A 16,015-nucleotide genomic window follows, 5' to 3' on the forward strand; every position below is an offset into this window, starting at 1 on the left:
ACCAGTTTAGTTTCTTCATTTGTCATTAGTGTTTAGTAGCCCAAAATTTATAAGATTTCTTTGAAGAATTTTACACTAATTATTTTCTGAATAAATGATAATATTAGGATGAAAAAATGTTTAGCTAAACTCAAAGTGAACACCTTTATTGTCTTTTCAAGACTTCATTAACTAATTACAACGTTTTATTTAGTTAATTCATCGTTTTCCTTTCCCTATATGTATAAAACTAGAAATTTTATTTATATTTGTGTAATCGATTGCATTAGTATTTATAAAAATCAGTCTTATACAACTTAATATTCTGATTGTCAAACCAATTAATATGAAAAATGACTAGAAAAACCCTCATTTACTTTGCCATAATTTTTACATCATTAAAAATTTATTCGCAATCAGTAACCATATCAGAATTTGGTGGTTGGTTTGAATCAGCTTATGCAAAATGGAATCCTATTTCTAATGCTGAAAGCTACAATGTTTACTTTACTGGTGAAGGTATAACAAACCAGAAAATAAATGATCAACTTATTCGCAATTACGGCTCTTATTTTAGAGCAGATGTATTAGGATTGAAGGCTGGCAATTATACTGTTTCTATTGCTCCTGTTATTTCGGGCGTTGAAGGCTCTGTAACTACTTCTGGTTCTATTACAGTTATGGCATATGACCGAACCGGGTTTGCTTTTTCAAATAGTCGAGTTCCTGGAGCTTATCAATTAGATGGGACACCTAAATCTGGTGCTGTAATTCTTTATATTACTGAAAATACTAAAAATACAATCTCTCTCAATGTTACTGGTGCAAATGCGAATCCTTGTATTGGTTTGCAAACTATTTTAGATGGTTACAAAAAAGGAAATGATACCAGACCACTTATAATTAGGCTTATTGGCCAAATTACTGATTTGGATTATATGCTTAATGGCGACCTTGTTATAGAAAACAAAAACAATGCCTCTAGTCACATAACTTTAGAAGGTGTAGGTGACGATGCTGTAGCCTATGGATGGGGCGTTCGCGTTAAAAACGCTTCAAATATTGAAATTAGAAATATTGGTACCATGCTTACTGATAGTAATGAAGGCGACAATATAGGTTTACAGCAAGAAAACGATTATATCTGGGTACATAATGTAGATTTTTTCTATGGGTATCCGGGTGGAGCATCAGACCAAGCTAAAGGCGATGGTGCTTTGGATTGTAAAAGATCTACCTATGTAACGTTTTCCTATAATCACTTTTGGGATTCAGGAAAAAGTAATCTTTTAGGGTTAAGTGAAGACTCAACCTCTGGTTTATATATTACCTACCACCACAACTGGTATGATCACTCCGATTCTCGTCATCCTCGTGTTCGTTATTATTCAGCTCATGTTTACAACAATTATTATGATGGCAACTCTAAGTATGGCATAGGCTCTACTGAAGGATCATCCGTATTTGCTGAGAGTAATTATTTTAGAAATTGTAGGTACCCAATGCTCACATCCATGCAGGGAACCGATATTTTTTATGGTGGCGGAGGTACTTTTTCAAGTGAAGATGGAGGTTCTATAAAAGCTTTTAACAACTCCATAACAGGAGAAACAAGATTTGTTCCTTATGATGCTATAAATTACCCTGTTGAATTTGATGCTTATGTAGCAACCACAAGAGGTGAGACTATGAGCAGTAGTATCACATCAAAGCAAGGAGGCAACCCATATAATAACTTTGATACTGATGCCGCACTATATATAAAAAATTTAGTTGTTGAGTCTCCTGAAATCGCGAAAGATAACGTAATACAATATGCTGGACGTATGAATGGTGGTGATTTTAATTGGATTTTTAATAATGCTGTTGATGACACTTCTTCAGATGTTAATGTTCCACTTAAAAATGCTCTGATAAATTATACAACTACTTTAGTTTCTGTTCAAGGTGATAGTGGTCCAGACCCTGAAGTTGTCCTAACTGCAAGTGCTGGGGATGCTCTGGTAAACTTAAGTTGGAGTACTAATAATTTTTCACCTACATCCTATGAGATTTTTAGAGATACAGATTCGGATCCTTCGGGTCGAGTTAGTATTTCAACAATCTCAAACTCAAGCATTGTAAGCTATGATGACAATACAGTTACTAATGATACAACCTATTATTATTGGGTTGTAGCTGATGGCTCAGTTGAATCAAATGTAGATTCTGCTACTCCAACAGAGGGCGCTGTTAGTTCTGGCGAAGAAATTCATAATTTTACCGAATCTGGAACTACCAGTACTTTTTATACTATTTCAGGTAATCTTTCAACATCAAAAGGAACGGTAATCTATAACGGTTTAACATTAACACAATGTTTGAAAATTGAATCAGTTACTTCAATTTCTTTTACAAATACAGTTGAGGGTGATTTAACTCTTGTATTTAATGACGGATTTACTGGCGCCATCAAAATAGATGGCTTAAACCAAAATGCAAATTCGGGTGTACTTACAATGTCTATTCCCGCAGGATCTCATACAATATTAAAAGCTGATGTAGCAAATTTATATTATATGAGTTTTCAATCAAGTGCTTTAAGTTTGAACGATTTCAATCAAAAAAATATAAGGCTATACCCAAACCCTGTTAAAGATTATATGAATATATCATCAAAATCTAAGATTGAAAAGATAAAAATTTATAATTTGTTGGGCAGTTTGGTTAAAACTATTGATAACAATCTGGATACAATAGATATGGCTGGTGTTAAGCAGGGAACTTATTTAGTGAAAATTTTCACAGAAGAAAATGTTATAGATAAAATAATCATTAAAAATTAGAAGTATCTTAACTTCAAAAAAGTAAATAAATACATGAAACCAATCAATACCGCTTTATGCTCATATGGAATGAGTGGTTTAGTTTTTCATGCGCCATTTATTTCTATAAGTCCTGAATTCAATTTTTATGGTGTTTTAGAAAGAACTAAAAATTTAGCACAAGAAAAATATCCAAACGTAAAAACATTTAGAACTTTAGATGATTTGCTCGATGACGAAAACATTGAGTTGGTTATTGTAAATACACCAAACATTACCCATTATGATTTCGCAAAAAAAGCAATAGTTGCTAAGAAACATGTCATCATAGAAAAACCATTTACGGCTACTTTTGACGAAGCCCAAGAATTAATAGCATTAGCAAAAGAAAATAATGTGATAATATCGGTTTATCATAATCGTCGTTATGACAGTGACTTTAAAACAGTCCAAAAAATACTAAATGAAGGTTGGCTCGGAAACATGGTGGAGGCCGAATTTCATTATGACCGTTTTGATACAAATCTGAGCTATAAAACACATAAAGAAACTCCAACTGCAGGGGTAGGAAGTATCTATGATTTAGGTTCCCATTTAATAGACCAAGTATTAGTCCTTTTTGGGATGCCAACAGCTGTATTTGCTGATTTAAATTCTTATCGACCTAATTCTCAAGTAGGTGATTATTTTGATGTAAAATTGTATTATTCGTCGCATCGTGTTATTCTTAAATCGAGTTATTTTGTTCGTGAAGCTTTACCAGGAAATATTTTACATGGTATGAATGGGTCATTTATAAAATCTAAAGCTGACGTGCAGGAAAAAGATCTTCAAGCAGGAAAAATGCCGGATTCAAAAAATTGGGGAAAAGAACCTGATGAAGAAATGGGCTTACTCCATACTGAGAAAAACGGAAAAATTATCAAAAATCGGATTCCAACTTTACAAGGTAATTATATGGAGTACTATAATGGTATTTACCAAGCTATTAGACACAGTAAACCATTACCTGTTACTGCAACTGAAGGGGCGAATGTAATCAAAGTCATTGAAGCGACTCTAAAAAGTAATAAAGAACAAAAAGTAATTGCAGTTTAAAACACAATTTAATTTCACTTTATACACATTGCTTTTATAAAAGTTCTTGTATTTTTAGATGTTTTATTACCTCATTTTTTAGAATATGAATATTTTTGATGTTAGAGATAAAGTTATTATTATAACTGGTGGCTACGGCGTTTTAGGATCAAGCATCGCGCAATATTTTATTGATTGTGATGCTAAAATTGTTATTTTGGGTAGAGACGAAGAAAAAGCTCAAGCTTTTGCTGAAAAACTCTCTCACACCAATGCAATGGGTTTAAAAGCAGATGTACTTGATAAAGAAAATTTGATTTCAGTAAAATCTAAAATTCTTGAAAAATGGAAGAAAATTGATGTGCTTATAAATGCTGCCGGCGGAAACATGCCAGGTGCCACTTTAGCTCCAAATCAAACATTATTTGACATTTCATTAGAAGATTTTAATAAAGTAACTGATTTAAATTTAATGGGAACTGTAATCCCATCCATAGTATTTGGCGAACACATGTCTAAACAAGAAAATGGCTCTATCATAAATATATCTTCAGTTGCTGTGGCTCAAGCCTTAACAAGAGTGGTTGGTTACTCAGCTTCAAAAGCTGCAATGGAAAATTTCACTAGATGGATGGCCGTAGATTTGGCTCAAAAATTTGGTGATAAAATTAGAGTAAATGCCATTATACCAGGTTTTTTTCTAGCGGAACAAAACAGGAAATTACTAACTAATGAAGATGGATCGTTAACAAAACGAGGTGAAACTATTATAAAAAACACCCCTATGAAGCGTTTTGGAAATTCTGATGAATTAAACGGAGCTGTACATTTATTAGCTAGTAATGGGTCTAAGTTCATGACAGGTTCTTTAATTACTGTAGATGGTGGTTTTAGCGTTTTTAGTGGTGTATAAATAGGTAAATTAATGAAAGAAACGTTTAGATGGTTTGGCACACCTGATTCAGTAACTTTATCAGATATCAGACAAACTGGAGCCGCTGGAGTAGTTACAGCACTTCACCAGATTCCAAATGGAGAAATCTGGCCAATCAGTGAGATTCAAAAAGTTAAAAATGAGATTGAAAAATCTGGTTTAGAGTGGTCATTTATAGAAAGTATTCCTGTACATGAAAATATTAAACTTAGGCAAGGTGATTATACTAAACGAATAAAAAATTATAAACAAAGTTTGCAAAACGTTGCCCTTTGCGGTATAAAAAATGTTTGTTATAATTTTATGCCTGTTTTAGATTGGACCCGTACTCATTTATTTTGGGAATTGGAAGATGGGAGTACAGCATTACGCTTTGACAAAATAGAAATGGCTGTTTTTGAAGCCTTTATAATGCAAAGTAATGTATTAGATAAAACATATAGTAATTCTATTCTACAAGAAGCTGAAAAGTGTTTCAGTAATATGACATCTTATGAAAAGCAACGCTTAGAATACAGTATTTTAAAAGGATTACCGGGTACAGTTGATGATCTTACTATTCCTAAGTTTAAAGAGATGATTGCACAGTATAAAGAAATAACGCATACCGATTTAAAATCTAATTTATCCTATTTTCTGAATGAAATTATTCCAATTGCTGAAGAACTAGGCATTAAAATGGCTATTCATCCAGACGACCCACCTTTTGATATTATGGGTTTACCAAGAATTATAAAATCTGAGGATGATTTAGATGACTTAGTCAATTTTATTGATAGTCCTTCAAATGGTATTACATTCTGCACAGGTTCTTTAGGTGCGAATTCGAAAAATGATCTGCCAAAAATGATTGAAAAATTTAAAGAACGAATTCATTTTCTTCACTTAAGAAATGTTAAACGTGAAGAAAATGGTAGTTTTTATGAAGACCATCATTTAGAAGGTTCTTCTGATATGTATGAAATTGTAAAAGCTGTTTTAAAAATTGAAAAAGAACGCAACACTATCTTACCAATGCGACCAGATCATGGTCATCAAATGTTAAGTGATTTAAAAACTAACGATAATTATGCTGGATACTCAGCTATTGGGCGTTTAAAAGGTTTAGCCGAACTTAGAGGTTTAAGCATGGGAATTACCAAAAGTAATATAGTATAGAACCTTAGCTTTATTTAATAAAACTATTAAACTCCTTTATTTTTTCTTTTAAAGCATCTAGAGCTAACTTAGAAATTTCATTTGCACCTAATTCAGAAAGATGTGTATTATCTTCTTTTCCATCCGGATAATAAGCTATTTCATTAGGTTTATAATGTAAATGTAACTTTTTAGAACCTTCAACACCATAAGATTCTTCGAGTTTTTCAGTTAAATATTGAAGATCTATTAAAACTACATTGTACTCCGCCGCAACCAATCGAGTCTCTTGCGGATACAATCCATGCGTATCAACTAGAGTACCTTCTTCATTAAAATTTCTTCGTACAATTGAAGTAAACAAAACAGGAATTGCCCCTTTTTCTTTTGTTTCAGTTACAAAACGAATTAAATTATTTCGATAAGCTGTATGCGGATTTGTGTAACGTTTAGGATCATTTATTTTCTGATCATTGTGTCCAAATTGTATAAATACATAATCGTCTTTTTTTAAGTATTTATAAATTGAGTCCCAACGTTTTTCGTTAATAAAGCTTCTGGTACTTCTACCATTAACAGCTCTGTTGTCTATTTTAACATTATCATTAAAAAATTGAGGAAGCACTTGTACCCAACCATGTTCAGGATTTATTTCAGGATTTTTTTTATTAGCCATGGTAGAATCCCCAATGGCATAAATGGTTGTGTTTTGTGCCATACAACTAAAACATAAAAAAAGTACTGGCAGTAAAATCAATCGTATATTCATTATGTTGTAATTTTTCATCAAATTAATTTACCCATTTATTTTTTTGAGGAACTAAATCTGTAAGCTCTGAAATTTTAATTGGCTTTCTTTCTTCTATACTTTTTCGCGCTGCAATTCCAATTAAAACCGCCATAGAACCATCTCTTACATTGGCCGTATGGTTTAATGAAAACTTATCATTTTCTCCTCTAAAAATTTCATCAAACATTAATTTATCTCCACCCCAATGACCAGATCTTACATAAGGGAACTCGATTCTTTTAAAATCTTCAAAATTTCGTTGAGATACAATTTCATGAAATCTAACCTCCTTTTTTGTATGCGACGTATGGTCCATTTCTTTTTCATGAAGCTTTGCTTGATCTTCAGGATTTTGCTCTCTCCAAGGTATGCCTTCATGAGTTTCTAATCGACCATCTTTTCCATTAAAAGCAAATCGAAATCCTTCAAACGGTGAATATGTAGTTAAAGAATAAGTAACTTCTACATTATTGGCATATTTAATTAAAACGGACATTTTATCATAAATATCAATCTCCTCTCTCCACAGGCAGTTATCTCTTATGTAGCCATCGTGCTTTTCATTTTCAACATATAAATTCATGTAATGCTCATTTTTAGTAATATCATAATAAAATGCACATTCTTTGGTATGCTTGCACGATCTACAATTCTCACCTCTGAAGGGATTGTTTTTTCCGTACTTTTCGAGTGCTCCATTAGCATAAACTTCTACAGGATCTGAACCAATTATCCAATTTAACAAATCAAAATGATGCGCAGATTTGTGTAATAATAGTGTTCCTGATTTATCTCTTAAACCATGCCAACGTCGAAAATAATCGGCTCCATGAAACGTGTTTAAATACCAGTTTAAATCAACCGAAATTAAATCTCCTATTTCCTTTGATTCTATAATTTCCTTTAGCTTAGTAAAAACCTTTCCATAACGATAATTAAATGCCATTATTAATTTACCTTTTGATTTTCGTTGAGCATCTATAATCATTTGACATTTTTGCTCATCAGTAGTCATTGGTTTTTCTGTAAGGACGTTAATGTTTTTATTTAATCCTTTGATTATAAATTCATCGTGAGTTGAATCAACAGTTGTTACCATGAGCAAATCTATTTCAACTTTATCCAACATCTCATCAAAATCTATAAATGTTGGACAATCAACTCCTATATGCTTTTTTGAAAACTCTAGTCTTCCTTTATTGATGTCCGATAAACCAACAAACTCAACAACGTCGTTATATTGCTCTTTTAAAAATTTACCATAAAAAGAATTCCCCCTGCTCCCAGTGCCAACCAATGCAACTTTTAACTTTTTTGATACAGTATTCACAACACTGCTAAATGCAGGAGACACAATCATTGAGCTTGCGAGCGCAACCCCTGTGGTTTTAACAAATTTTCTCCTCGTGATTTTATTTTTACTTGTTGAATTCATAATTCTTCAGTTTGAAGTGTTTCTTAATTAGAAACCCAGTGGATTTTTGAATCTGATATCTTAACACTTAAAATGTTTTCATGAGTATATTCTATGGCTTCAGATTTTTTTAATTGATGTGACCAACCTACTCTACTTTTGGGTTTATAACCATTGCCTTTGCAATTATATTCAGCATAAAAACTAGTAGATTCAGCTTCTTTTCTATTCCAATTATGCCATCCTTCAGGCATAATATGAGCCCCCATTTCACAATTTATAAAAACAGTTTTTGCAAAATTACGCCAAGGTCTGCCTAGATATACTTCATTAACATTTTCATTAGCAGTTAGTTTACAGTTTTTAAATACAAATCCAAATTTTTGATTTTTTGGTGTTGATGCCGCAGTAATATAGGAATTGGTTTTACTATGAATTATACAGTTTTCAAACAATACGGTGGCTTCACCAAAAATAAAATCGGTACTGCCTTCCATATAGCAATTTTTAAAATATTGCTTAAACCCTTCACCTGCGGTGTATAAAGTATCTTGAAAACCCAAAATAGAACAATTTTCAAAAAACACTCTATTTGCATTTACAGAAACCGCAATGGCTTGCCCGACTTCACCAGAAGCATTTTGAATCGTTAAATTTTTAGCTATAAAATCGTTTCCTTCTACTAAAAATGTAGATGTGTGAAAGGTGCTGTTTCGCCCTAAATTAATTTTATCAAAATAGTCATTAAATGTTATTATAGTGTTTTCCTTACTCTCGCCAATTAATGAAACATGTGTATTCCATGAATAAATGTGAACCTTTTCGTTGTATGTTCCATCTTTAATATTGATTATAACACGTTGATAAGGAAAGGCTTTTGATGCATTAATGGCTTCTTGAATACTTGTAAAATCCCCACTTCCATCTTTTGCGACTACGACATTATACTTGTCTTCAGGTTTTTTTTTAATTAATTTAAGATGTTTTCCTTCCCATTCTGTATACTTATCTAAAAGCTTTTGCGGTTCACTTGTATACCAAGCATATCCATTTCTCCGCTCTTCTCCAATTTCTAATAAGGAGGCTTTTTTAACTCCATCTCTGTCGCAAAAAAACGGCGTGTTATTTTCTAATTCCATAAAACGTGCCCAAATAGCAGGCGCGCTTTCATCTGGAATCATTCGTTTGTCAATAATTTTTCCAACATCATTATAAATTCGTTCTTTTCTTAATCCTTTTATTTTTACTTTTTCAAACCAAGCAACTGCACTCTTTACAGATGTTATGATTTCTTCTGATGGGTTTTCGATAGTCATTAACAGCAACACTAACTGTGCTGATTCCTTGCCGCTTAATGAAGGCAATTCATATGCCCGTGCTTTTGCAGGCTCAAAAGTTATTTCATCATGTTGTGCACACCAAGCTGTTAAAACACCATTTTGCTTATATTGGGTTTTTAAAATACAGTCTATCCCTTTGTTAAAAGCTGTTTCAATTTTTATTATCGTTTCATTATCTGGTTTAATTGAGTATTTATTGGTGCCATCTTTTAAATGCTTTAAAAGTTTTAAAATATTCACCATAGAATCGTCATTGTATGTAATATGTGAATAATACCCTTTTCGCAAAGGATAAAATTGAGGCCAGCCACCGTTTTCATATTGTGCCTCCAATAGATAATTCAAGCCCGCTAAAAAAGCATTTTTAAAGCGTTCATCCTGAGTTTGTCTATATATTTTAGATAGAAAAACCATTTCTTGAGTTGTAGCTCCGTTATCTGTTGTAACATCTTTGGTACTCCCTTTCAAACTTATTAAACTCTCCTTTTGCTTATTGGTAAGAGGTAGCTGCATCTGAATATTTTTAGGCCAACCACCAATATTTCGTTGATAAAGCAATACATTTTCTGCAATATCTTTTGCTTCCTGCGTAGCAAACCACGAACCTTCATCTTGACTTATTATGCGTTGCCAAGAACGGTTATGTACTTGTGCATAAAGATTGACACAAGCAATAAATACAACATATACAAAATACTTCGGAAACTTCATTTTACATTTTTTAGATTAAAAGATACATATATTTTTTAATCATTTTTGATACTTTTTTATTACTAAATACTTTAATTCGGTATCGCCTACATTACTAATACCATGCATGGAATTTGACGGACAATAAAAACTGGTATATGGTCCTGCAGTTTTAGTTTTACCGTCTAAATAAAATTCAGCTGTTCCTTCTAAAACAAAAAAGAATTCATCTTCGATATGCTTGTGTGGCGCATGTGTGGATTCGTGCGGAGCTACAACACTCATTTTTAAGGTTCTTCCATCTAAAAAATCTTTATCAGCAAACCAATATTGATATCCAACCTTTGTTGGTATTGCGTTTTCTAAATCAAACTCATTTACACAGTTTTCTATAGAGAATTTACTAATAGAATCGGTTACAAATTCTTTAGTTTCTTGTGAGTAACCTAACCTTACAAATAGAAAAAATATACCTAAAATCCATTTTACTTTCTCCATGTTTATTTTTTTTGAATAAAAAAGGATATCCGCAACAGATATCCTTGATTATTGAACTTCATTATTGATCAATTAGTTAGTTAAAAGCTTTACAGCTTTTTTACCTTCAATAGTTTTTACAGTAGCGATGTAAAGTCCCGTTCTGAACTCAAAATCAGTGTCTATATTTGTCTTAAACGATTTTATAAGAGCGCCAGTAATATTGTAAATATTAACTTCTGTATTCATTTTTACATTAGATACATAAATTCTGTCTCCAATAGCTCTAATGTTTGTTGAAACAGGTGAGATATTGTCTTCTGTACTAAGTAAAGTACTGCTAACTTCTAACTTGTAATAATTAACTGCATTACCATCTTGGAATACTAATATTGAACCTGCTCCTCCTGTGTAATTAGCTTCAATATACCGTGGATCAGTGTCTCCTGAAGAGTCTAAACGCATAACTACAGCGCCAGTTGCATCTGTAACTTCAACTGAACGAGGTAAACTTGTACCACTAAATCTAAACCAAAGTTTAACTGATACCGGCCCAGATACTGGAAACTCCATATATCTTCTAGTCGGCAACCCAGAAGATACTGAACTGTTTCCTTCAGATTTTAAACGGTTTGTTGAAGTATAAGAATCAGGCCAACTTGAACTATTAGCTTCAACTGTTGCAAAATTTGAACCACCACCTACAAGTGTTAACCCATCTCTAACTTGAGTATCTGTAAAAGCTGGTGCAACAGGAAAATTTACAGTGTCATTGCCAAAATCCCAAACCTTGTCTTGCGCCTGCATAGTAGCCGCAAAAATTAAGATTGGCAAAATAAATAAAAGTAATTTTTGTTTCATGTTAAAAATTTTTTAAAAAGTTATGATTAATATGTAATCGATTACATAAATGATTATACTTATTTTATGCAATCGATTACCAAATATAAAAATTTATTTTTAATTCTTCAGATATATTACTTAAAATTTTGTTTGCTAATATTTATATTATCTTAAACTATCTAAATTATATACCTTACCAATAGTATTTTACCGAAAACAAAAAAGAGGTTGCAAAAAGCAACCTCTTTTTTGTAACTAATAAAACCGAAATTAATGACAAATTAATTTTACTATTTTCTGTCCATCACTATCTTTAACTTTTACTACCCATAAACCATTTTTAAAATCAAAATCAGTATCAGTATTTATTTCTAAAGACCTTACTAAAGCGCCAGTAATATTATAAACTTCAACTTTTGTTTTGGATTTAATGTTAGTTATGTGAATTTTATTATTAAACGCTCTAACCTGAACAGAAGATAACGAGGTATTGAAATTATCTACACTCAAACTATTTAGTGCAGCTATTGGATCCCAATCATCGTTTCCTTTTGTAAAATTAAAGGTTGTAATTGCAGTTCCATCGTGAGTTAAACTTGGTGAACTTAAAACTGTTGACCATGAAGCACGGTTCCCCGAATTATCAACACCTGAAGCATTTTCGATAGTTCCAAACTCATACATTTTAGGCGACTCGCCTCCTAATGAACTTGTCCATCCCACGGGCGATATTAACGATAACCCTTCTGACCCTGGGTAGGTAGATTCATCGATAGTTGTATTATAAAAAACCACCTCACTAGTAGTTGGAGCCCAGGGACGTCCATAATACCCTGGTTTAGATCCGTTTAAAGAAGCTGTTTCAACTCCTGGAATAGGTGATTTAACATGACATTCATACATTAAAAACCCACGACCACTAGTTTGTTGAGCCGCTGTAATATATGCAGCATCACTGCTTGTGTCACTAGTGTTTAAAACTAAATCTGTTTGATAGAACACTGCATTCATTCCTCCAAATAAATAATCTACAGCACCCATCATAGCCCCTTTATAAACAACTACTCTAGCACCTTGTGCACCATAGAAAGAGTCTTGTCTCCCTATAACTCTACATTGATTTAATATCACTCTATCTGCACTTGATGCGATACCAATTGCTGCAGCTTGGGTAACATAACCTGCTCCTCTATTTTGTACAGCAGTATTACCATAATCAGTTGGTCTTGTTGGCTCACTTAAATTATTTTTTGCTTGCACTACATCTTGAGATTCCTTTAATGAAATATACTGATTGAATGAATTTTCAATAATAATATCTTCTGCAGTAAAATCATCAGCTGTTACAACAATAGTTGCATTCCAATAAGAAGAGCCTCCTCCGGTACCCTCTTGATTAACATAATTGGTGTAGCCATTCTCCGTATTAACTGTTAATGCTTCAGCACTCCATTTATTGTTAGTGCCTTGACTAAAGAAGTTATACTTCTGTCCATAATAGGATGTTATTCTTACTGCATTAGCATCTATATCTACACCTGCATTTGCCAATGCAATACTTGGAGTCGTTGCGGCATTTTTTAAGGTGATATTATTACTTTCAATAACTAACATTTCCTCATAATTCCCTGGATCAATTAATACAGTAACAGGTTCGTCATTTGGTCTATCCATTCTAGAAATAGCATCTAAAGCTTCATTAATTGTTTGAAAATCTTTTCCAGAACCAACCGTAATTGTAGCACTGTAAGCTTCAACTGATACAACTTTAAAAGAAACAAAGTATGACGTTGCCCCTACAGTTATTGTTACCATACCATCTGCAGCACCAGGATAAACATATTCTGAGACTACATTGGTACTTGTACTATTTGAAGTGTTAGTAATAGTAGTGCCACCTTCAACGGAGTAGTTTGAAGCATAATAATCTGTAATAATTACTTTGTCTCCTACTGAAACTGGAATAGCTATAGTTGCACCTGAACCTGCATTTAAATCTCCACTTGAGCCCCTCACATTTACATTACCTGTAAAAATAAGTCCTTCATAAGCGGTCGCTGAATTTATTACTCTATCGTTAAAAGTCCATTCTGTAATTGAATTGAATGTTAAGTCCTTTGAAATACTAGAGCCAGAAACCGTTAAATTTGAAGTTAATGCTAATCTCACTGGGTACAAATCTAAGCCAGCAGCTGAAACTGAATAAACACCATCTCTTAAAGCTACATTAGTTATATCTGTAAAAGTGTATTCGTAACCAGCTTCATTCAAGTTTGTAAACGTTAAGCTTAATTCGTTTTGTTGTGTGGAATTTAAACCTATCGCATTTATAGCTACACTATAAACTGGTTTTAAAGAGAACATAACATCAGCTATTTCAGGTGTAGTACCTGTTGTGATTGTATTTGCTAAAATTTCGTAATCATTTACCCCTTCAGCAGATATTGTGTACTCAATTCCAACTTCAAGATCAACACTGTAAGTTGAAGCAACTTGATCAATTGTTACTATAGGATTGTAAACAGTACTTGCTGATGGATCTGGAGTATAAACTAAATTAAGATTTGATAAATCTGTAAGCCCTACTATATTACCACTTACATTATTTATATCAACTTGTGCTACAACAATATCATAAGTCGAAGTGCTTTCTGTAGCATCAAAACTGAGACCGTTTGTAATAATGTATCCATTAGCACCACCTAAGCTAAGTGCGTATGTATATTCAATTGGTAAATCTATACTATAAGAACCTGCTGAAACTACAGTGGAAAAAGTTTTTCCGGCCTCATTTGTAAAATCAATTGTATATCCCCCAGGTATCCCAGAAGCATTAGTCTCGTCAACAATACCCGTTATTGTTTGATACGTTGCTGCTTTTCTATATATTCTATAATAACTAGGTTTATCTACTTCATCATAAATATGGTATTCACCAGCCGTTTTTGCAACAAAATTAACTTCCTGAAGTGTGCCACCAACTGCAACAACATCATCTTGAGCATTAGGATTGGCAGCATATTCAAAGTGAATATTTCCAGTTCCAGATTGTGTTAACATCATAACTGTTACTTCGTCATCTCCATTCAATGTCAAACTCATGTATCTTCCTGTTGCACCGCCAGCATTCACATAAACTCTACCTGTATAACCAGAAACACCACTAACATTCTCATCATAGCGTGTGAGGTTTATATTTGTAGTTCTTAAACGATCATTAGTACCTCCAACCCAAGCTAGATCACCTTCAGCAAAGGCAGAAGGGAATACGTTGCCCGATGTACCAGGTGTAATTGAACCATCGTACCATGAATTGATTATTGATTCTGATAACATATTGTTATAAAGTACTGGGTCTAATTCTTCTGCTCCAAAATCCCAAACATCCGTTTTTGCAATAACTGAATCGTCTGGAATTACTTCAAGAATAGGCAAATACACATCAGAACCTGCACCAAGATTTTGTACAGCTTTAAAATTTAATGTAATTGGACCTCCTGAATAAGTAAATTCATAGGTGTCAACTCTATCATTCACAACTTGAGTAGGTATAGTGCCTAAATCACCTATTGAGGACCCGGAGCCCTGCATGTATAAAGATGAATATTGAGATCCTACAAAACGAACCGTACAGCTTCCACTAACTGAAATATTTACTTCAGCGTCTAATTTCATATTAAGGCCATAATTAGTACTATGATAGGAATGGTTTCCGCTTAACGTAAGCAAACCATCGGCACTTTGGCCAGCGGAAATTATAGTTCCATCTCTAAAATCATACTGTGTTGTTGTAGGAATTACATCAACTAAAGGCAAGTATAAATCACTACCTGGAGCTACCAATTTAAAGTTAAGCGTTGTGGCAGGTCCTGTATAAACAAACTCGAAAGTATCTGAAAGGTCGTTAGTAACTGTTGTAGATTGAGTACCTAAATCTCCCGCTGATAAACCTGAACCCTCCATACTTAAAGACGAGTATTGTGATCCCAAAAATCTTACAGTACAACTTCCATTTACCGTAATATTAATCTCACCATCAACTTTCATGTTAAGTCCATAGTTAGAACTATGATATGAATAATTTCCTGATAATGTTAACAACCCATCGGTGCTCTGTCCAGCTGTAATAATAGATCCGTCCGTAAAATCATAACTGGTAGTTGTAGTTAATTGTCCATGAGCTGTAAAAACCGCCAGAAACAAAAAAATCATTACAAAAAAGTAATTTGTTTTCATCATTAAATAGTTTAGTTAAAGTTTAGTGTTTTAAAAAATACTCTCTTTTATTTTTAAAATATTTTGGTTAAATATGTTATTGATAATAAAGTCAAAAAATAATTTAAATCATAACTATCAGGCTAACTAAGATTTGGGAATATCGATTTCTTTAAAAGAATAAATTAATGTAATCGATTGCACAAATATAGAAGAAAATATTTATTGTCCAAAAAAAACAAAAAATTATTCCTTTCTTAAGATTATGATGATTTAAATTATATCACAACTATTGCTTAAAAGACTATTATTTGG

10 protein-coding genes are annotated in these 16,015 nt (G+C 32.8%); 4 read left to right on the forward strand and 6 right to left on the reverse strand.

Features of this window, described 5'->3' with window-relative positions; all coding sequences use genetic code 11:
- The first annotated feature begins 332 nt into the window (after positions 1-332).
- From AC1XJX_RS00305 to uxuA, 4 genes are all read left to right on the forward strand, one after another.
- The gene (locus AC1XJX_RS00305) at positions 333-2,804 is read left to right on the forward strand and encodes a pectate lyase family protein (protein ID WP_482001958.1); all 2,472 of its coding nucleotides are present in this window, start codon (positions 333-335) and stop codon (positions 2,802-2,804) included.
- A 33-nt stretch (positions 2,805-2,837) separates the two neighbouring features.
- Positions 2,838-3,881 carry a Gfo/Idh/MocA family oxidoreductase gene (locus AC1XJX_RS00310; protein ID WP_482001959.1) on the forward strand — a complete coding sequence of 348 codons (1,044 nt, stop codon included), beginning with the start codon at positions 2,838-2,840 and terminating at the stop codon, positions 3,879-3,881.
- A gap of 85 nt (positions 3,882-3,966) precedes the next feature.
- A complete protein-coding gene (locus AC1XJX_RS00315; protein ID WP_482001960.1) occupies positions 3,967-4,773 on the forward strand; it encodes an SDR family oxidoreductase in 807 nt (268 codons plus the stop codon).
- A 12-nt stretch (positions 4,774-4,785) separates the two neighbouring features.
- The gene (gene uxuA / locus AC1XJX_RS00320; protein ID WP_482001961.1) at positions 4,786-5,952 is read left to right on the forward strand and encodes a mannonate dehydratase; all 1,167 of its coding nucleotides are present in this window, start codon (positions 4,786-4,788) and stop codon (positions 5,950-5,952) included.
- A 10-nt stretch (positions 5,953-5,962) separates the two neighbouring features.
- Here uxuA and AC1XJX_RS00325 read toward each other — a convergent pair whose 3' ends face one another.
- From AC1XJX_RS00325 to AC1XJX_RS00350, 6 genes are all read right to left on the reverse strand, one after another.
- Complete coding sequence (locus AC1XJX_RS00325) at positions 5,963-6,700, reverse strand: rhamnogalacturonan acetylesterase (RefSeq protein ID WP_482001962.1); 738 nt, start codon at positions 6,698-6,700, stop codon at positions 5,963-5,965.
- 22 nt (positions 6,701-6,722) lie between these two features.
- The gene (locus AC1XJX_RS00330) at positions 6,723-8,156 is read right to left on the reverse strand and encodes a Gfo/Idh/MocA family protein (protein ID WP_482001963.1); all 1,434 of its coding nucleotides are present in this window, start codon (positions 8,154-8,156) and stop codon (positions 6,723-6,725) included.
- 23 nt (positions 8,157-8,179) lie between these two features.
- Complete coding sequence (gene pelA, locus AC1XJX_RS00335; protein WP_482001964.1) at positions 8,180-10,186, reverse strand: pectate lyase; 2,007 nt, start codon at positions 10,184-10,186, stop codon at positions 8,180-8,182.
- A 39-nt stretch (positions 10,187-10,225) separates the two neighbouring features.
- The gene (locus tag AC1XJX_RS00340; protein ID WP_482001965.1) at positions 10,226-10,663 is read right to left on the reverse strand and encodes a cupin domain-containing protein; all 438 of its coding nucleotides are present in this window, start codon (positions 10,661-10,663) and stop codon (positions 10,226-10,228) included.
- Positions 10,664-10,735: 72 nt separating this feature from the next.
- The gene (locus AC1XJX_RS00345) at positions 10,736-11,503 is read right to left on the reverse strand and encodes a T9SS type A sorting domain-containing protein (RefSeq protein ID WP_482001966.1); all 768 of its coding nucleotides are present in this window, start codon (positions 11,501-11,503) and stop codon (positions 10,736-10,738) included.
- Between the two features lie 252 nt (positions 11,504-11,755).
- Positions 11,756-15,721 (reverse strand): pectinesterase family protein, encoded by a 3,966-nt coding sequence (locus AC1XJX_RS00350; RefSeq protein ID WP_482001967.1) that lies wholly within the window; start codon positions 15,719-15,721, stop codon positions 11,756-11,758.
- Positions 15,722-16,015 lie beyond the last annotated feature (294 nt).

The organism is Flaviramulus sp., from assembly GCF_982512915.1.